Source organism: Halosolutus amylolyticus (assembly GCF_023566055.1).
GTDB classification, from domain to species: Archaea; Halobacteriota; Halobacteria; order Halobacteriales; family Natrialbaceae; genus Halosolutus; species Halosolutus amylolyticus.
Map to the genome: position 1 here is coordinate 550,172 of NZ_JALIQP010000001.1, position 19,472 is coordinate 569,643.

Genomic DNA, 19,472 nt, shown 5'->3' on the forward strand with positions numbered 1-19,472 from the left:
GTGGAGACTTGTTACCGGATCGGTTAACCGTTTACTGTTTTGCGGTCGGAACCACCGCCGACGACACGTTTACCCGCCCCTTTCCCGAACGAACGTCTATGACCGCATCAGGAAGCGAAGCGACGGCCGCACCGATCACGCTCTACCGACTACAGGGGTGTCCTTTCTGCGAACGCGTGGTTCGGCTACTCGACGAGTACGACCTCGACTACACGTCGCGGTTCGTCGAACCGATGCACTCCCGCCGGGACGTCGTCAAGCGCGTCGCGGGCGTCCGGACCGTCCCCGTCGTCGTCGACGAGACCACCGGCGTCACGATGGCCGAGAGTGCGAACATCGTCGACTACCTCGAGTCGACCTACGGCGATCGGACCGACGTGGACGCCGCTCCGGAGGCGGCCGCCGCCGACGCCGGAGGTGACGAGTAATGCCCGAGTTCGACGTCGTCGACCTCGGCCCCGCCGACGGTCCAGACCCCGGCGACGACGCACCCGACTTCACCCGGCCGCTGGTCACCGACCAGTTCTGGCAGGACCGGACGCTCTCCGACCTCACGAGCGAGGGGCGGACGATCCTCGTCTTCACCCCCATGATCGGCTCCTTCGTTGGCAAGTACGTCTACGACGAACTCGCCGATCGCGGCTGGGACGAGCGCGACGAGCGCGTCGTCGGCGTCACCGCCTCGACCCCGTACGGGATCTCGCGGTTCCTCGACGAGAACGACGCCCCGTTCGAGATCTTCGCCGATCCCGCCAACGCGGTCGCGGAGTCGTACGGCATCGCACACGACCTGGACGGGATGGCCGGAATCAGCGAACCGCGTCCCGCGTTCGTCGCGATCGACGCGGACGGCACCGTCGAGGCGGCGTGGGTCGCGACCGAGTGGCCCGAGTTCCCCGACTACGACGACCTCGAGGCACAACTCGAGCTCGCGTAGCGACGCGGTACGCTTTTGCCGGTTACGGCCCGATAGTCGAGCGAATGAGTGAACTCGATCGTGCGGCAGCCGCGATCACGAACGGGGAACTCGTCGTCTACCCCACGGAGACCGTCTACGGTCTCGGTGCGGACGCGCTCGATCCCGACGCTGTCGACCGCGTCTTCGACGCCAAGGGGCGGGACCGATCGAAGCCGGTCTCGCTCGCCGTGCCCTCCGTCCCGGCCGCGTTCCAGTACGTGCGGGCGACCGATCGCGAGCGCCACTTCATGGCGCGGTTCCTGCCTGGCCCCGTAACGGTGCTCTGTCGGCGACGCGAGGCCGTCCCGGACGAACTGACGGCCGGGCGCGATCGGGTCGGCGTCCGGATTCCGGACCACGACCTCGCGCTGGCGCTCTGTGAACGGGCCGAGACGCCGATCACCGCGACGAGCGCGAACGTCAGCGGGCAGGGAAGCGTTCGGCGTCTCGACGACCTCGATCCGGCGATCCGCGAGGCGGCCGCGGTGATCCTCGGCGGCGGGGAGACCGCCGGCACCGAGAGCACCGTCGTCGACGTCTCGAGCGGAACCATCCACCGGCGGGGGGCGCTGGCCGACGAGATCGAAGCCTGGCTCGATCGGCACTAACCGAACCCGAGCAGCGATCGCAGCGTCCGCGTCCGGACGCCACACTCGTCGGCGAACTCGCAGGCCGCACACTTCGATCGGTTGTCGATCCGCGGCGGCGGCCCGTCGAGTTCCCGGACCGTCCGCAGGGCCGCCCGGTACTCGGCTTTCCGTCGGGTCGTGAGGTCGAGTTGCCGGATCACGCCGGCGGCCGGGTACTCCAGCCACGCCCGTTCGACCGGCCGTTCGTGCTCCCAGGCGAGCGCCTTCGCCGCCGCGACCGCGTGGACCGATTGCGGGTGCCAGACCCCCCGTTCGGGCGGCTTTCCGGCCGAGACGATCGCGGGCTCGATCGGCTCCGCCAGTACCTTGTGGACGATGCCCCGACAGTCGCGTCCGGTGACGAGGGCGTTCCGATCGGCCGGGTCGCGGAGTCTGGCCCAGTGATCCGCCCCGCCCTCGCCGCCCTCGCCACCGAGTCGGTCCCGGGCGTTCGTCAGTCGCTCGCGATACGTGGCGGGCGGGACGGCGATCGGTTCGGCCGCGAGTTCCTCGGGGGATGCATCGAGCAACTCACCGTACCGGGTCGCGAGGTCCCTGACCGCACCGACCTCGGGCGGCGGGTCGCGGTCGTGATCGTCCCGCGTTCGCTGGTAGTAACACTTCCGCGGGCAGTAGGCGGCCGTCCGGAGGTCGCTGAACGCGACGTGTCGAGTCACGGGGCGTCTGGCCGCCCGATCGTATATAAAGGCGCGGAGAGGGTCAGTTGCGGGAGGCTGGACCAGCAGTTGTACCGAGTGCGAGCGGAGCGAGCGCTCGGCCTTTCTCGTGAGTTCCGGAGGAACGAACGAGGGGTCGGGAGAGCTCGCTCTCCCGGTGTTTTTCATCGAAGTTTTTTGCTCGAGTGGTCGGCCTGCGGCCGACCCGAGAGGAAAAAAGTTCGTTAGAACTCCACGTCCGTCTCCATCCCCTCGGTGGCGTCCTCGAGGCCGTCCTCGCGGACGTCGCTCGCCATCCGATCGGTCAGGTCGGCGTCGGCGAGGACGCTGTCGAACTCGTCGCGGTAGCGATCATTGGCCGCACGCGACTCGTCCTTGGCGGCGGCGACCCTCCGGTACCGGCGGATCTGGGCCTCGCTGACGTCGTACTCGTCGGCGAGCATGGCGTCGTCCTCGTTTCGGTTGCGGATCGCGACGAGGTCGACCTCGTCGGCGTCGTCGTTGGCCACGAGGTGGAGCGAGAGGCGGGCCTCGAAGACGTCGGCTTCGTCGACGCCAAGTTCGTCGGCGATCGCCGCGTCGCTCTCGTCGTCGTAGAACGCCTTGGCGAGGTTGATGAGCTGGTCGTTCGAGAGCGGCGTCTCGAACTCGTACCGCTCGCGCATCTGCGCGATGACGTTCTCGAGTCGTTCCTCGACGGATCGTTCGTCCTTCTCGAGCGAGCCGCGAGTGTCCTCCTGCGATTCGGTGACGGTCGCCTCACCGTCGGTGACGTCAGTGAAGATGTCCCGGAGCTCCTCGGTTTTGTCGTTCATGGGTGGACACTCCCGACGGGCGGCTATTTAAGCCTGTTGCCAGATAGCGTCGGTCGGGAAGCGACCACGGACAACGTTTATAAACTCACAACCGCGAATTTATTTCCGCAAGAGGGCGTCGGGGTAGTGGATCGGTTGGTGTGACAAGAGTTAAGTCACATCCCTCCGGGTCATAGAACATGAACATCGTAGCCCAGGCGGAGGTGACCAGGGAAACGTACTGGGGGATCAGCAGTACGGAGTACGCCCTGTTCTATCTCCTCGCGACCATCACGATCGCCGTCCTCCTCTACGGCGTCTACCAGCGGTTCGCCCGCTACGCGGAGGGGGACGACGACCCGTTCGCCCGGATCGACGACCTTCCGGATCGAGTTACCAGCGCCGCAAAGATCGTCCTCTCGAACGAGAAGAACTTCAACCGGGACCTCTACGGCGGACTGATGCACTCGTTTATCCTCTGGGGGTTCCTGACCCTGTTCATCGCGACGTCGATCATCGCGTTCAACCAGTACGGGACCGACCTGCTGTTGAACATCGACTTCTGGCGGGGCGACTTCTACCGCGGCTACCAGTTCATGGTCGACGCGATGGGCCTGCTGTTCGTCGTCGGGATCGGCATGGCGATGTACCGGCGCTACTGGGTTCGCAACGAGCGCCTCTGGGATCGCCACACCTCCAACGAGGACGACGTCTTCATCTGGACGCTGTTCGGCCTCGGCGTCGGCGGCTTCCTCCTCGAGGGCTTTCGCATCTACGCGACTGGCATGCCCGAACACGAGATCGTCAGCTTCGTCGGCTACGGCCTCGCGATGGCCTTCGACGCGATCGGGCTTCCGACGATCGAGGGGACGGCCACCGATCCGACCTACACCGCGGTGAGCGTTCTCGGGGCCAACGCCGAGACACTCCACTGGCTGACCTGGTGGTCCCACTCGCTGCTCGCGTTCTTCTTCATCGCGTGGATCCCTTACGCCAAGCCGTTCCACATGATCTCCTCGTTCGCGAACGTCGTCACCCGCGACGAAAAGGCGGGCCAGCGTCTCCCCAACGTTCCCTCCGACCTCGACGCGACCAACGCCGAGTCGATCGACGACTTCACCTGGAAGGAGATCCTCGATCAGGACGCCTGTACCAAGTGCGGCCGCTGTTCCTCGGTCTGTCCCGCGAAGGCGTCCGATCGGCCCCTCGACCCGCGCAACGTCATCCTCGACCTGAAAAAATACCGCGAGAGCCTCGACGCCGGCGGCGACGAACAGCCGATCATCGCCGACGGCGGCACCTCGGTGATCAACGCGGAGACGATGGAGTCCTGCATGGCCTGTATGGCCTGCATGGACGCCTGTCCGGTCGAGATCGAGCACCTCCAGTCGTTCACCCGGCTCAACCGTCAGCTGACCGACCAGGGAGACGTCTCCTCGTCCATGCAGGACGTCTTCCAGAACGTCATGCAGAACGGCAACACGTTCGGTGACAGTCCCCGGAACCGCGGCGACTGGGCCGACGAACTCGAGTTCGACGTCGCCGACGCCCGCGAGGAGGAGGTCGACTACCTCTGGTACGTCGGCGACTTCCCGAGCTACGACGAGCGCAACAAGAAGGTGGCCCGATCGCTGGCCGCGATTCTCGAAGAGGCCGACGTCAGCTTCGGGATCCTCTTCGACGACGAGAAGTACGACGGGAACGACATCCGCCGCGTCGGCGAGGAGTTCCTCTACGTCGAACTCGCCGGCCACCACGTCGAGACGTGGGAGGACTGCGAGTTCGACAAAATCGTCTGTACGGACCCACACTCCTACAACACGTTCGAGAACGAGTATCCGGAAGTCGACTTCGAGGAGTTCTCGGACGACCCGATGATGCCGTTCGACTACGAGGACCAGTGGAACGCCGACGGCGAGATCGAGGTGCTCCACTGGACGCAGGCCGTGGAGGAACTCGTCTCTGCGGGCCACCTCGAGCTGTCGGGCACCGAACTCGACTACACGGTCACCTACCACGATCCCTGCCATCTGGGCCGGTACAACGACGAGTACGAGGCCCCGCGCGAACTCATCGAGGCCACGGGCTGCACGCTCGACGAGATGCCCCGCAACCGCGACAACTCCTTCTGCTGTGGCGGCGGCGGTGGCGGTCTCTGGATGGACTTCGAGGAAGAGCCGAAACCCAGTGAGGAGCGCATCCGCGAGGCCCTGGAGGACACGGACGCCGGCGCGGGCGTCGAGAAGTTCGTCGTCGCCTGTCCGATGTGCATGACGATGTACGAGGACGGCCGCAAGACCGGCGGCTACGAGGACGAGATCGAGATCGTCGACGTCGCCGAACTCATCGTCGAGGCGATCGGCGCAGAGGAGAAGGCGAAGGTCGCGGCGGCGGCCGACTGATCTACCGATCCCCGGTTCGTTTTACGTTCGAGACCGATTCGACGTCGCTTACCCCCGTTTGTTGACAAACTGGAGATCGCTTCAGTTGGGACGATCGTTAGAACTGCCGACGGTCGTAGCGCAGCCCGCGGTGTCCGCTTCGACGGCCGGTCCGGTCGCGGTCACCTCGCGGACGAACTCGACGAAGTTGTCGAAGACCAGTTTTGCCTCGCAGGCGTCCCGGTAGTTCGCCGCGGTGATCTCGTCGAGGACGGACTCGCGCCGATCGTCGGAGAGGTCCTTCCGGTGGACGAGTTCGCGGGCGGTCTTCGTGTCGTACTCGGGGTGGAACTGAACGCCGAAGACCCGGTCCTTGCGGAAACCGTGGTTCGAGTACTCGTTTTCGGCGATCGGGTCGGCTCCGGGCGGGAGGTCGGCCACCTCGTCGGAGTGGCTCGTGAATGCCGTGAACTCCCGGGAAATGCCGTCGAACAGCCGCGAGTTGCCGTCGTGCTCGATCGGGCTGTAGCCGACCTCGTAGGTGCCCATGTCCGCGACCGTACCGCCGAGGACGTCCGCGAGCAACTGGTGCCCCCAGCAGACCCCGAGGGCCGGAATCCCGCGATCGATCGCCGACCCGACCCACTCCTTCGTGGCGTCGATCCAGTCCTCGTCCCAGTAGACCGACGAGCGCGAGCCGGTGACGACGGCGCCGTCGAACTCGAACCCGTCGGGGACCTCGCCCTCGGTGACGTCGAACTCGGCCAGCGAGGCGTCGAGTTCGCGCCGGAAGTTTCGCGTCGTGTTCGCGTCCTCGTGAGCCGCGTTGAGGACGGCGAGACGGAGCTGACTCATTGGCCGCTAGTGGCGACTCGACGAAAATAGGCCTTCTGTCGTGCGCCGGCGTTGCCGCGACCGCGGCGGGGAACGGTCTCAGGACCAGCGACGATCACTGCGGTGGCCAGCGCCCGATCTACGTCGGAAGATCGCACCGCTCCTACTACCGGTGATAGCGCCCGTCTTCGTCACGACGGACGGTCTCGCCGGTGTCGAACCAGCCGTCCGTGAACCGACCGCGATCGGGGTCGGACTCCGCCGCCGATTCGGCGGTCGCCGCGGCCGCAGGATCGAACCAGTCGTCGTCCGTTCCGGCAGTAGTTGCGTAGCCGTCGGCGAGCACCGGCCCCGATAGCTGGAGTCGCCCCTCGACTGCGCCCTCGAGAACGGTTCCGTCGGCGTCGACGAGGCGGGCCCGACAGTCCAGTACGGGGCGACCGACGTCGACGTCGTCGACGGACCCGCCGTCGTCCCGATCGGGATCGATCGACCCGCTCAGGGCGACGGGGCACTCGAGCCGACCGTACGCCCGGGCGATCGGGACGCCGCGGTCGAGGTACGGCGCGAGCGCCTCCGCCGGGGTCGCCGCGTCACAGAGCACGCGATCGAGCCCGTCGACCGCCGCGACCCCATCGCTGGCCGCGAGTTCGCGGATCGCGGTCGATCGACAGGCCAGCGTCGTCACCCCGTGATCCGCGATCGCCGTCAGCGCGTCGCCGGGATCGAAGGCCCGATCGAGCAGGACCGTTCCCCCGGCGTAGAGCAGGGGAAGCGCCACCCGGAACAGCCCGTCGACCGTCGAGAGCGGCGTACAGACGATCGTCGAGTCGACGGCGGAGAGCCCCCACGTCACGGCCGCAGTGATGCAGTTCCACTCGACGGCGCGCGCCGAGAAGCCGGCGACCGGGCGTCCGGACTCGCCGTGGAGCGCGAGCAGCGGGGTGTCCGGATCGTCGTCCGCGTCACCCGACTCGGAACCCCCGTCGACGCCGTCGGACGGCTCGATCGACGCACCCTCTTCGGCCGCCAGTTCCTCGAGCGTCACCGACCGATCGAACGGGATCGATCGGACGAGATCCCGCTGGGCGGCCTCGGAGACGACGAGGTCCGGATCGAGCGCCTCGAACGGGCGCGTCACCGTCGCCGGCGTCAGCCAGTGACAGATCGGAGCGTACGTCGCCCCCAGCCGTCGGCAGGCGAACAGGACGGCGAGCGAGGCGACCCGGTTACGCGAGACGAAACAGACCGTGTCGCCGGCCCCGATTCCGAGCGACGCCAGACGCCCGGCGGTGCGACCGGCGATCGCGGAGAGTTCTCCGTACGAGACGCGATCCTCGTGGACGGTCTCGGCGGGCGCGTACAGCCGTTCCTCGGAGACGTCGACGACCGCGGTCCGGTCCGGGAAGCGATCGGCCCGGCGAGCCAGCGAGAGCGTCACAGACGCGACTGCGACACCCGCAACCGTAGTAGGAAGGGGGTCATTCGCAAGCATCGAACCGACGGACGTCACCGGACGAAGTGTTCAAAAGCACCACATCAAAGACGACACCCTCCGTTCTGAGAACTACGTTCATGTGGTCGAACACGCCGCTGGTAGTCGCAGTCGCGATTCCCGAGCTCCCGCTCGAGGAGCCGGTCCTGGTATTCACCATCGCGCTGGCGGTCTTCCTTGTCGGACCGTTGCTCGTGCGACGGCTCGGTCAGCCGGGAATCATCGGCATCGTCCTGTTCGGGGCGATCCTCGGCCCCGGCGGAACGGGGCTGGTCGCACACAGCGACGCGATCGTCCTGCTCGGCGAGGTCGGGCTGATCTATCTCCTCTTTACCGTCGGTCTCGAACTCGATCTTCGGCAGTTCTCGGAGGACCCGGGTAGCGCGGCCCTGTTCGGACTCGTGAGCTTCGGGCTTCCGTTCGTCGTCGGAACGATCGTCGCGATGGCCCTGCTCGGCCTGGATCGGCTCTCCGCGCTGCTCCTCGCTGCCGTGTTCGCGTCCCACACGCTGCTGGCGTATCCGATCGTCAACCGGTACGACGTCACCAGGAACCGGGCCGTAACCGCCGTCTTCGGCGGTATTCTGTTTACTGATACGCTCGCCCTGTTCGTCCTCGCGCTGGTCCGGAGCGCGGCCGAGGCGGGACTGACCGCCAGCGTCGTCGTCGAGAAGATCGTCGCGCTGGGTGTCCTGCTGGCCGGGACCTGGTTCGTCGTCCCGCCGATCGCGCGCCGGTTCTTCCAGAATTTCAGCGAGGAGAGCTACTTCGAGTTCCTGTTCGTCACCGTCGTCTTCTTCGGTGCGGCCAGCGCCGCGACGCTGCTGGACGTCGCACCGATCCTCGGGGCGTTCGTCGGCGGCCTCGCGCTCAATCGGTTGATCCCCGAGGGTGGGACGTTGCTCTCCCGGATCGAATTCGCGGGCAACGCCTTCTTCATCCCCTTCTTCCTGCTGCACGTCGGCATGTTCGTCGACGCGACGGTCATCTTCCAGGGCCGGCGGACCCTCGAAGTCGCGGCCGTCATCGTCGGCGTCATGATCGCGCTGAAGTGGCTGGCGGCGTGGCTCGTCGCCCGCGTCAAGGGGTACACCGCCGACGAGCGGGACGTCATGTTCGGCCTCTCGATCGGGCAGGCCGCGGCGGCGCTGGCGATCACGCTGATCGGCTTCGAGGTGGGGCTGTTCGACGCAGCGATCCTCAACGCAGTCGTTCTCATGCTGATCGTGTCCGCCGTTCTCAGCCCCTGGGTCACGAAACGCGCCGGACAGCGGCTCGCGCTCGCAGAGGCCGTCGAACCCGACGACGGCGCCCTCGGCGACCCGCGAATCCTGCTTCCGATCTCCTACGCCGCCGATCGCCAGCGGCAGCTGCTCGAGATGGCCCTGTTACTCAAGGACGACGAACGCGAGCGGCCAATCCACACGCTCACCGTCGTCCAACCCGCCCGTCGCGGTTCCCCGGACCGGACGGTCGACGAGGCGTACGACGACCTCGAAGAACTCACCGCCGTCGGGAGCGAGGCCGAGGTCCCCGTCGATCCGGAGATCCGGGTCAATCACAACCCCGCTTCGGGGATCGTCCGCGGCGCGGTCGAAGTACAGGCCGATCTACTCTTGCTCGGCTGGGACGCCCAGCGATCGATCGGCCAGCGGCTGTTCGGGAGCGTCATCGACCAGGTCCTCGCTCGGACGACCGATCCCGTGATGGTCGCTCGACTCGGACACCCGGTCAACACGACCGACCGGCTCTTCGTCGTCCTCCCGGACGGGATCGACCATCACGAGGGCTTCTTCGAGAGCGTCGCCCTGCTCAAGCGGCTCGCGGACCGACTCGGCGCACCGGTCACCGTCCTCGCAGTCGGGGGGTCGGCCCACCAGTACGAACGGCTCTTCGATCTCGTCGAGCCGGAACTGGACGCCGAGTTCCGAGAACTGTCCTCGTGGCGGGCGCTGCACTCGCGACTCGAGGACGACGCGACGGCGAACGACCTGGTTAGCGTGATCTCCTCGCGACCGGGGAGCGTCGGCTGGCACGACGAACTCCGCGAGCTACCCTCCCGACTCGCGGAGCTCCCGCCGGCGTCGTTCGTCCTGTTACACCCGCGGGAGGACGATCCGGAGTACGATCGGCAGTTCCTGCGGTTCAAGTAGCTCGCGGCGGTTCGCTTTCCGTACCCTCACTCGTCGCCGTGGGCCTCGAGAAAGCCCAGCAACCGATCGTTGACCGTCCGCGATCGCTCGACGAACGCCAGGTGACCGGCCCCGTCGAGGGCGACGAACTCGCCGCGCGGGAGGCCCCGCGCGAGGTCACGGCCGGCGTCGGGAGGGACGAGGTCGTCGCCGGTCCCGTGACACACGAGCGTCGGCTGAGTCACCTCGACGAGCCAGTCGGTCGCGTCGAAGCCCTCGAGGGCGGCGACCTGCGCGTCCCAGCCCTCGCGGGTCGCGTCGCCGTCGGCCCGCCAGTCGACGATGCCGTCGCAGACGTCCGGCTGCGCGGCGCGAAAGTCCTCGGAGAGGCCCGCCGCGAGCGAGTCACGAAGCGCCTCCCGATCGGCCGGCGGGGCGAACAGCGGGTCGAGGTCGTACGCGTCGCCGCGGGCTGCGGTCCCGAACAGGGTCAGCGTCTCGACCCGACCCGAGGTCCGGGCCGCCGCGAGCGCGACGGCCCCGCCGAGACCGCAGCCGACCACGTGTGCGTTCCGGATCTCGCACTCGGCGAGGACCGCCTCGAGGTCGTCCGCCAGCGTTTCCATCGTGTACGGGCCCGGCGGCGCGTCCGATCGGCCCGTCCCCCGGAGGTCCCAGACGACGGCCTCACAGGGGCCGGCGACGGCGGCGTGTTGCCACCCCCACTGCCAGCCGCCGAGGCCAGCCTCGGGAACGAAGACGACGGAGTCGCCGCTCCCCTGGCGATCGTAGTACAACGAGACGGAGCCGTTCGTCGCAGTAGGCATGAGTGGACGGACGCCGCTATCGAGGAAAGAAGGCGCGGTTTCGACTCGACCCGCGGCCCCCCGAGACCGGCCCGATTCGACGCGGTACGTTCAGGAACGTTGATACTCCCGCGACGGGACGCGTACGCTATGGTTCCCTCCGCCCGGTCTCGACGATCGATCCGGACCACGTCGCGCCGACGATTGCTCGCCGCTACCGGCGCCGGTCTCGCGACCGCCCTCGCCGGCTGCGGCGATCTCCGGACGCGGACGCTCGATCGGCCGGAGACGGTCGAGGAAGACGGGCAGACGCACCTGCACTTCGACGACGGCGACCGACGGACCGCGACGATTTCGCTGGTCGATCGGTGGGACGCCGGCCGACTCCCCTACGCGATCAGACTGCCCGCCTGGCACGCGGCGGACACCTACCTCGAACGGCTCCGGTACGAACTCCGCCCGCTCGGGGGAGCCGGAACGCCGGAGTTCTCGCTCACCCGGCCCGGTGGCTATCCCTGGGAACCGATCGAATTCGCTCGGGGCGACGATCCCGAGGTGACCGTCATCGCCGTCCCGGAACTCGGCGTTCAGGGCCGCGGCTCCGTGGCGTTCGACCTCCTCGTCGAGCCGCGGAACGACGAGGCGTTCGAACTGCGCCTCGACGTGGCGGCGACGGTCGAGTCGAGCGGCGTCCTCGGCCGGACGTACGAACTCGAGGGCAATCTCGTCCGAACGCTCCCGGGATACGATCGGTTCGACTGAACGCTCGATCGGCAAAAGCGAAACAGGAGTCTGGTCGGTCGAATTACGCGTCCTGGACCTGCCGCAACACGTCCGGGGCGTCCTCGAGCGCGGCGTCGAGGTCCTCGACGTTGGGGCCGCCGCCCTGCGCGAAGTCCGGCGGACCGCCCCCGCCGCCGCCGACCTTCGCGGCGAGTTCGCCGACGACCTCGCCGGCGTTGACACCGACGCCGTCGGGCACCGAGACGACGAACTGGGCGCCGTTCTCCCCGCTACCGATGACGGCGATCTTCCCCTTCCCGGTGATGGCGTTGGCCGTCGCGCGGAGTTCGTCCATGTCCGCGTCGATCCGGTCGACGACCGCGGTCGTCTCGCCGACCTCGACCTCCTCGGCGTCGCCACCGCCGCCGGCGCGGGCCGCGGCGAGCTGTTCCTTCAGGTCCTCGATTTCCTTGCCTCGTGCCTTCCACTCCTCGAAGAACCGCTCGGCGGTGTCGGGGACCTCCTCGGGGGCGACGTCGAGGATCTCGGCGGCCTCGTAGAGGGCGTCTTCTTTCTCCTGGGTTGCCTCGAGCGCGGCCTCACCGGCCGCGAAGGTGATCCGCTCGACGCCGTCCTGGACGCGCTCGGTGTTCAGGACCTTGATCGCGCCGATGTCGCCGGTCCGGGCGACGTGCGTGCCACCGCAGGCCTGGACGTCCTCGTCGACGTGAATCAGTCGGATCTGCTCGCCCGGCGGGATGCCGCCCTGGTAGAGGTCGAAGCCGTGTTCGGCCTCCGCGTCGTGGCGATCGGGCCACTCCTGGCTGACGGCCGTGTTGTCCATCACGATCCCGTTGGCGAGGCGTTCGATTCGCTTGACGTCCGCACGATCGATCCGCTCGTAGTGGCGCAGGTCGATCCGCGAGGAGTCGACGCCCTTCTGGGCACCGGCCTGGCGGACGTGCTCGCCGAGCACCTGTCGCGCGGCGTGGATGACGATGTGGGTCGCCGTGTGGTGGCGCATGAGCTGGCGACGGCGGCCGCCGTCGACCTGCCCGTTGACGAACTCGCCCTTGCCGGGGCTCTCGTCGGTCCGGTGGAGGATCACGCCGTCCTCGATCTGGACGTCCGTGACCTCGACGGTGACGTCGTCGGTCGAGAGCGTCCCGGTGTCGGCGGGCTGGCCACCGCCCTCGGGGTAGAACATCGTCTGGTCGAGGACGACGTCGTAGCCCTCCTCGCGCTCGAAGACGTCCAGGACGACCGCCTCGAACTGCGTGCGCTGCTGGTCGTCGTAGTAGAGTTTCTCGGTTTCGGGGAGGTCCGCGAACCGATCGTCGCCCTCGTCGGTTACCGTCTCGACCCCCTCGGGCGTGTCGTGGCGCTGGGCGACGAGGCTGTAGAAGTCGTCGGGGACGTCGACGTCCGCGCCCGCCTCCTCGGCGATTTCCGCGACCATGTCGGGCTGGATGCCGTGGGAGTCGTAGAGTTCGATCAGTTCCCCGGTCGGGATCGACTCGCCGTTCTTCGCGTACTCCTCGGCGAGGCTCTCGACGCGGCGACCGCCGCGTTCGAGCGTCTCGCGGTACTTCTCGACCTCGGTCCGGACGATGTCGCGGATGGTGTCGCGGTTCTCGTACTCCAGGCGCTCGGCCTGCATATCGACGAGTTCGTCCAGCGGGGCGTCGACGCCGACGTTGTCACACAGGCGCTTCGTGCGCCGGAGGACCATCCGCGCGAGATACCCGGTGCCGACGTTCGAGGGAACGATGCCGTCGCCCAGCATGTACGCGAGCGTGCGGCAGTGGTCCGCGATCGCGTAGATGTCCTCGAGCGGTTCGACCAGATCGCGGAGTTCGTCCGTCGAAACGTCCAGTTGCGCGGCGATGTCGTCCCGGGCGGCCTCGACGTCGTCGACGTCGTCGATGTCGAGCTGGCCCGACAGCCGGGCGGCGCGGTTGACGAGTTCGGCCTCCGCCTCGGTGTGCTCGATCGCCGCGTTCTCTTTCAGGAACCCGATCATCTCGGGGTAGATCGCCTCGTACACCGTCGGGGTGCCCTGGCTCATCCAGGTCCAGCGTTCGAGACCGTACCCCGTATCGACGATGTACGTGTCCATGTAGGAGTAGCGGTTCCCGTCCTTGAGTTCGTACTCGCCGTCGGGATCCTGCTCCATGCACATGAAGACCAGCGTCGCGAGTTCGAGTCCCCGGTAGATGACCTCGATCGCGGGACCGGCGTTGCCGCCGCCGACCCACGGGTCTTCGATGTAGGTGACCTCGGTGATGTCCGCACCCATCTCGGCGAGGAGTTCGTCGCAGAGTTCGACGGTCCGGTCCTTCCAGTACACCTCGCCGTGGTAGGCGTACTCGTCTTCGTCGACGTCCTCGCGCGTGTTGAACGCGTGGTGGGCCATCATCTCGAACGCCATCGTGTGTCGGCCCGTCTTGCCGACGTTGTCGATGTCCTGCATCCGGATGCAGGGCTGGGAGACCGTCAGCGGGTTCGCCGGCGGCGGCGTCTGGCCGCTCGTCACGAGCGGCTGGAAGTCGTAGATCGACGCCTGCGTGAGCAGGACGTCGTCCCGCCAGCGGTTCGCCGCGACGGGGTAGGGATCGATCCGTTCGTGGCCGTGTTCCTCGAAAAAGGAGAGGAACGCCTCCCGCATCTCCGACAGGCTGTACTCCTCCGCGAACCCGGGCTCGCCGATGAAGTCGTACTCCGCGCACGGCGGCTCACCACAGGTCTCGCGGTCGTGGTCGCGCGTCCAGAAGTGGTCCCCACACTCGGGACACTCCTTGCGCTCGAATCCTTCCTCCTCGAAGTACTCGAGGCGGTATTCCTCCGCCAGTTCGCTCATTGTACGTGTTTGACCGTGCAGCGGGTAAAACAGTTCCGCAACTGGTATGCAACGTCGGTACCGTGACGACGGTTCGGCCGAGAGAACGGTCCAGGCAGCGATCGACCGGCGTTTCGATTCAGCGGTACCCCGGACGGCGAACCGGTCGATCGCCGCGTCTCACCGCGACTTGCGGGCCAGGTCGACCGGTACGTATTTATTGCCGTTCACTCGCTGTGTGTGACGAGGACCTGAAGTCCACACAGCGATCGATTCGAATGAGCCAGATCGTCCTGTACGTCGCTGCGACCGAGTCCGACGCCGTCTCGGGGGCCGCCGCCCTCGAGCGAGCCGCTGCCGGCCTCTCCGTAGCACCGGCCGTCTCGATCGAGACGGTCCGCGACCGAGCGCCGCGGGCCGACTGCGTCGTCTTCGCCGAGACGCCGACGACCGCGGACGGGTCCCACCTGCGCGACGTGATCGACGCCTGCGACGCGACGCCGCTCGTCCTCTACACCGAGCCGGAGTACGCGCCGACGACCGCGCGGGCGACCGACGGCATCGCGGGCTACGTCCGTCGCGACGGCGATTGCTCCGTGGCCCACCTCGCCGACGAGGTTCGCTGGACCTGTCACGCACCGGAGCGGGGAACGGAACGGTTCCCGATCCCGATCGGGCCGGCCGATCCGCCAGCCGATCCCGACGCCCACGGGAGCGAACCGGCCGATTCCGACGACACGCCGTCGACCGAACCGGACGACACCGGGGACGACCCCGACGGACTCGACGTGGACGGCTGGCTCGCGACGCTCGTCGAGGCCGTCCCGGATCCCGCCGTCCGGTACGGGGTTCCGGAGTCCGACTCGGACCCGGAGTCGGACGCCGACCCCGACGCCGTCGTTCGAGACGTCAACACGGCCTTCGAGGACGTCTTCGGGGTCGATCGCGCGGCGCTCGTCGGCACGCGCCTCGCGGATCACGACGTGCTCGAGACCGTGACGATCGACGCGGCGTCGCCCGCCGAACCCCGATCGGACGACGTCCCGCTCCGCGTCGTCGACCGCTGGGAGACCACGGACGGTCGCCGGACCGTCCTCGTCACCGCCGTCGCGCTCGATCGTGGCGACGAGTCGAGCGGCGGACTGGCGACGTTCAGGGACGTCACCGATCGCAATCGACGCAAGCGCGAACTCGCCGCCCAGCAGAAGCGACTCGAGAAGTTCGAGCGGATCGTCGAGGGAACGCTTCGCGACCTGCTCAACGTAGCGCAGGCCTACCTCATGGTCGCACAGGAGACGGACGATCCGGACCACTTCGCGGAGGTCGAGACGGCCCACGATCGACTCGACGAGTGGATCGACACGCTGTCGACCCTCGCCCGACGACGGGACGTGATCACCACCGTCGAACCCGTCGCCCTGCACGACATCACCCGCCGCGCGCTGGCGCGACTGGACGGGGAAGCCGACCTGAACCTCCACCTCGAGGACGATCGGCTGCTCGAGGCGGACAAGGAACGGCTGACGGACGTTCTCGAGCACCTGTTCCGGACCGCCGACCCGGACGCCGGGTCCGGGGCCACCGCTTCCAGCGACTCCGACGCCTCCGGGCCGATCACGATCCGCGTCGGCACGTGTTCGGACGGGTTCTTCGTCGCCGACGACGGCGCGCCCGTTCCGGAAGCGCAGCGCGAGGGACTCCTCGAGCCGGATTCCGAGACGGACGATCGACGGGGCTACGCCCTCGCGATCGTGCGACGAATCGCCGAGGCCCACGGCTGGACGGTGGCGATCGACGAGAGCGAGGCGGGCGGCACGCGCGTCGAGTTCACCGGCGCAGCAGTCGACGCGACCGACGTCTTTCCCGATTCGCTCCAGGAGCCGGCGATCGATCGGGAGGACGATCGGTGATCGACCGTCGGATCAGCGATCGACGGACGACCGACGGGAGCGGCCGCGATCGGCGATCGAACGGCGAGCAGGCGGCAACCGGGGCCAGAGAAGAACCAGTTATTCGTCTTCGAGCGCCAGCGACGCGAGCAGCGCCTCGAGTTGCAGGCGCTCGTTCGCGCCCTCCGTAATGCGGTAGTCCACCTCGCCGAGCCGCTCGAGCAGTCGCACTGTCGCCCGCTCGGGAACGTCGAACTCCCACGCGGAGCGGTGAAGCTGGTCGATCACGTCCCCGCCGGCGAGGCCGCGATCTGTCAGGAGGTCCTCGAGCGCCGCGCGGGCGGCCGTGAAGTCACCGTCGATGGCGTGCTCGACCATCTCCTCGACCTCCTCGGGCCGAGCGGTCGAGGTGAGCGCGAAGACGGTCTCCTCGTCGACGGTCTCGCCCATCACCGCGGCGGCCTGCAGGGCGTTGATCGCCTTTCGCATGTCGCCGTCGGCCGCGTAGACCAGCGCGTCGACGCCGTCGTCGGTCACCTCGATCCCCTCGGTTTCGGCGATCTCGCGAACCTGGGCCTCGACCGCGTCTCCCGAGAGTTCGGTAAAACGGAAGACGGCACAGCGCGACTGGATGGGGTCGATGATCTGGCTCGAGTAGTTACACGAGAGGATGAACCGGGTGTTGTTCGAGAACTGCTCCATCGTCCGGCGGAGCGCGGACTGGGCGTCGCTGGTCAGCGCGTCGGCCTCGTCCAGGAAGATGATCCGGTGGTCGTAGCCGCCGAAGGAGGATCGGGCGAAGTCCTTGATCCGATCGCGGACGACGTCGATCCCGCGCTGGTCGGAGGCGTTGAGTTCGAGGAAGTTCTCGCGCCAGTCGTCGTCGTAGACCTCGCGGGCGATCGCTTGCGCTGCGGTCGTGTTGTGCATGACCGTCGGTACGTCACCCGCAACGTAGTTCCGCGTTCCAGGCACCGTGAGGTCGTAGACGCGACGCTCGTCCTCCATGCGTTCCACGTCCGTCACGCGATCGAAGTAGAGGGTCTCCCGCGAAAGTCGATCGAGTGCGACCAGTCCTTCGACGACTTCCATCGAACACATCTCGTCGGCTACATCGAGAATCCGATCGGCGACGGTCTCGAACCGCGGCAGCGACGCCAGATCGTGATCGTCGTTCTCGACGAGGTTTCGGACGTCGCTGCCGAGCAGCTCCGTTCCGTCCGCGATTCGATTGTCCGAGACACCGAGTGCGTCGATCGCATCCCGGAACGATTCCTGGATTGAATCGGTCTCCGGCATTTCGGTATGCGATTCGAGCGTGGCGAGCAACCTTCTCGCGCGGCTCCCGGTTGGAGATCGCCTCCCATCGGCGTATTCTAGCAAGCGATCCGTCCGGATACCGGTCGTTGCTTCGACCTCCTTTCGTACCTCAAGCGGTTCCAGCGCGTCACGCTGGCCGACCCATGCCGCCGGAACAGCACTCACGGAACGAATGTCGGACCGGACCTGCTCTATTTCTCGCTTGACACGCTGTGCCGCCTCGAGACGGTCGGCCGCCGTCTCGAGAACGCGGTCGACGTCCTCGAGGTAGGACTCGCGGCCGGGGTTTTTGGGGTCCAGACTGTCGGTTACCAGCGGCTTCTTTTTCAGTGCGAGCGTCCGGCACAGGTAGTCGACCGCCGTCTGTGCGGGCATCGTGTCGTAATTCGGATTCCCGGAACCCGCCGTCGCGTCGGCAAGCCGATCGCGCTTATAGTCGATGGTGAATCCGATTGCGTCCTCGAAACGCGAGAGTGCCGAGACACCGGAGACATACAGCGTGTGGTACACCTGTTTCGATCCGGAGCCGTTCGTCGCTCGCTTCTCAACGTGTTTCCGTCGCGTCGGAATCCCAAAGGAAGCGAGCAGATACGAACAGAGCGTGATCAGCGATTCGTCTTTCTGCGTCAGTTCGATCGTTCCCTGATCCGCAACGTATGCCTCCGAATCGAAAACGGCCTGCAGGAACGCCGCTCGCACGTCGTCCGGAGCGTGAACGAGAGTCGAACCGATACCCGATTCCGGTGAATCACCGAAGACGTCGAAGCAGGACTCGAGGAAGTGGTGGAGTGATTTTGTTCGGAGTTCGACGTACGGCACGTCTTTTTGTACGCCACGGGTAGTTTCGACGTCGAACAATTCTCGGGCGATCCGCTCGAACGACTCGCGAAGTGCATCGTCGGTGTTGTAGAATTTGATTCGGCCGTTGTCGATCCGCGCTTCGCTGATCGCGAGTCCGACGAACCGGGCCAGATCCGGCGTGAGTTGCCACGGCGGCGAAATTGGGCTGGATCGGTTGTTGTACGACGTCACGTACTGAACGGACTCGACGTGAGATTGCAGTTCCGATTCCTCGGCGTCGAGCGATCGAAGGTACGCCAGTGAACAGGTCGTCGACGGTTCCTCGAGATCGATCGACACCGTACGTGCGTAATCAGTCGCAGTTTTGCGAGAGATATCGTACTCGGAGACGATCTCGTCGATCGAGTAGCCGCGACGGAGACAGCCGATCACCGTCTTTTTCTGTCGTACGTAGTTTTCTTCTGCAGGGATCTCGTGTCGGCGGGCGAACGACTCCGATACGGTAACGAACGTTCGGTCGCCGTCCATCGACGAGAGCCAGTCGAGCGATAGAGACGAGTCATCGTCAAGAACTGGAGTTTCAAGTGGGCGAACGATACGTTCCCCACCGGAAATCGTTTCAGCCTGCCGCCACGTGAGTCCGCTCTCGTCCGCGACGAGGAGTTTGTGTTCCGGTGTGACCGTGAACTCGTTCCCGTCACGCGTCTCGATCGAAACGAGATCGGTCGCAACCTTGGAGAAAAGGTGTGACGGGGCGACGTACTCGAACGAGCCATCGCTGTCGTACGTCAGTATCTCGAGGTCGTCGTCCGGGGTGTCGAATCCGTCGACGTCGCCGACGACGGTGGAAATGGGGGCGACTCCCTCGTTCGTCAGCACTGGAGTCTCGCCCGTAACACACTTTCCAGTACCTGCCGGCCCCGCGAACATGAGGTGGGGCAGGTCGTCCTGCTCGACGTATCGCTGGAGTCGCGGGACGATGTTCTCGTGGCCCTTGATCTCGTCGAGCCGTTCCGGCCGGTACTTCTCGATCCAGACCTCGGTCTTGCCGGGTGTCGGCTCCGCCGCCTCGGCGTCGGCCTCGCTCATACCGATCGCAAGGGCCGGCCCGCAGATAAATCGCCCGAAGGGCTGTTTCCGACGCGCCGATCGGCACCGATCGATCGAGGCCGAGCCGCGGAGAACGGCCGAGCC

General features: G+C 66.9%; 14 protein-coding genes. 7 read left to right on the top strand and 7 right to left on the bottom strand.

Going from position 1 to position 19,472, the window contains the following annotated elements:
• The first annotated feature begins 98 nt into the window (after positions 1-98).
• From MUN73_RS02655 to MUN73_RS02665, 3 genes are read left to right on the top strand one after another with little or no spacing between them, the layout of a single operon-like run.
• Complete coding sequence (locus tag MUN73_RS02655) at positions 99-428, top strand: glutathione S-transferase N-terminal domain-containing protein (RefSeq protein WP_250138901.1); 330 nt, start codon at positions 99-101, stop codon at positions 426-428.
• Entirely contained in the window at positions 428-937 is a 510-nt protein-coding gene (locus MUN73_RS02660; protein ID WP_250138902.1) for a redoxin domain-containing protein, read from the top strand. The genes MUN73_RS02655 and MUN73_RS02660 overlap by 1 nt, the downstream gene beginning before the upstream one ends.
• A gap of 44 nt (positions 938-981) precedes the next feature.
• Positions 982-1,566: an L-threonylcarbamoyladenylate synthase gene (locus tag MUN73_RS02665; RefSeq protein WP_250138903.1), complete on the top strand. Its 585-nt coding sequence runs from the start codon at positions 982-984 to the stop codon at positions 1,564-1,566.
• Here the strand turns inward: MUN73_RS02665 and MUN73_RS02670 are convergent.
• Entirely contained in the window at positions 1,563-2,264 is a 702-nt protein-coding gene (locus MUN73_RS02670) for a CRISPR-associated protein Cas4 (protein WP_250138904.1), read from the bottom strand. The genes MUN73_RS02665 and MUN73_RS02670 overlap by 4 nt on opposite strands.
• 224 nt (positions 2,265-2,488) lie before the next feature.
• Positions 2,489-3,079, bottom strand: a complete 591-nt coding sequence (locus MUN73_RS02675) for a conditioned medium-induced protein 4 (RefSeq protein WP_250138905.1) — start codon at positions 3,077-3,079, stop codon at positions 2,489-2,491.
• Between the two features lie 179 nt (positions 3,080-3,258).
• Between MUN73_RS02675 and MUN73_RS02680 the strand changes: the two genes are divergently transcribed.
• Complete coding sequence (locus MUN73_RS02680; RefSeq protein WP_250138906.1) at positions 3,259-5,460, top strand: (Fe-S)-binding protein; 2,202 nt, start codon at positions 3,259-3,261, stop codon at positions 5,458-5,460.
• Between the two features lie 81 nt (positions 5,461-5,541).
• Here MUN73_RS02680 and MUN73_RS02685 read toward each other — a convergent pair whose 3' ends face one another.
• Together MUN73_RS02685 and MUN73_RS02690 are read right to left on the bottom strand one after the other, a co-directional pair.
• Positions 5,542-6,294: a type 1 glutamine amidotransferase gene (locus MUN73_RS02685; protein WP_250138907.1), complete on the bottom strand. Its 753-nt coding sequence runs from the start codon at positions 6,292-6,294 to the stop codon at positions 5,542-5,544.
• Between the two features lie 145 nt (positions 6,295-6,439).
• The gene (locus tag MUN73_RS02690) at positions 6,440-7,768 is read right to left on the bottom strand and encodes an AMP-binding protein (RefSeq protein WP_250138908.1); all 1,329 of its coding nucleotides are present in this window, start codon (positions 7,766-7,768) and stop codon (positions 6,440-6,442) included.
• Between the two features lie 80 nt (positions 7,769-7,848).
• On the opposite strand from MUN73_RS02690, the gene MUN73_RS02695 reads away from it, so the two are divergent.
• Positions 7,849-9,921, top strand: a complete 2,073-nt coding sequence (locus MUN73_RS02695) for a cation:proton antiporter (RefSeq protein WP_250138909.1) — start codon at positions 7,849-7,851, stop codon at positions 9,919-9,921.
• Between the two features lie 26 nt (positions 9,922-9,947).
• Here the strand turns inward: MUN73_RS02695 and MUN73_RS02700 are convergent, their stop codons facing one another.
• Complete coding sequence (locus MUN73_RS02700) at positions 9,948-10,727, bottom strand: alpha/beta fold hydrolase (protein WP_250138910.1); 780 nt, start codon at positions 10,725-10,727, stop codon at positions 9,948-9,950.
• Positions 10,728-10,856: 129 nt separating this feature from the next.
• Between MUN73_RS02700 and MUN73_RS02705 the strand changes: the two genes are divergently transcribed.
• The gene (locus MUN73_RS02705; RefSeq protein ID WP_250138911.1) at positions 10,857-11,468 is read left to right on the top strand and encodes a DUF8121 family protein; all 612 of its coding nucleotides are present in this window, start codon (positions 10,857-10,859) and stop codon (positions 11,466-11,468) included.
• Positions 11,469-11,511: 43 nt separating this feature from the next.
• Here MUN73_RS02705 and alaS read toward each other — a convergent pair whose 3' ends face one another.
• Positions 11,512-14,289: an alanine--tRNA ligase gene (alaS, locus tag MUN73_RS02710; RefSeq protein ID WP_250138912.1), complete on the bottom strand. Its 2,778-nt coding sequence runs from the start codon at positions 14,287-14,289 to the stop codon at positions 11,512-11,514.
• Between the two features lie 257 nt (positions 14,290-14,546).
• Here alaS and MUN73_RS02715 point away from each other — a divergent pair, with 257 nt between their 5' ends.
• The gene (locus tag MUN73_RS02715; RefSeq protein WP_250138913.1) at positions 14,547-16,178 is read left to right on the top strand and encodes an ATP-binding protein; all 1,632 of its coding nucleotides are present in this window, start codon (positions 14,547-14,549) and stop codon (positions 16,176-16,178) included.
• 99 nt (positions 16,179-16,277) lie between these two features.
• Here the strand turns inward: MUN73_RS02715 and MUN73_RS02720 are convergent, their stop codons facing one another.
• Positions 16,278-19,367: a replication factor C small subunit gene (locus MUN73_RS02720; protein WP_250138914.1), complete on the bottom strand. Its 3,090-nt coding sequence runs from the start codon at positions 19,365-19,367 to the stop codon at positions 16,278-16,280.
• Between the last annotated feature and the right edge of the window lie 105 nt (positions 19,368-19,472).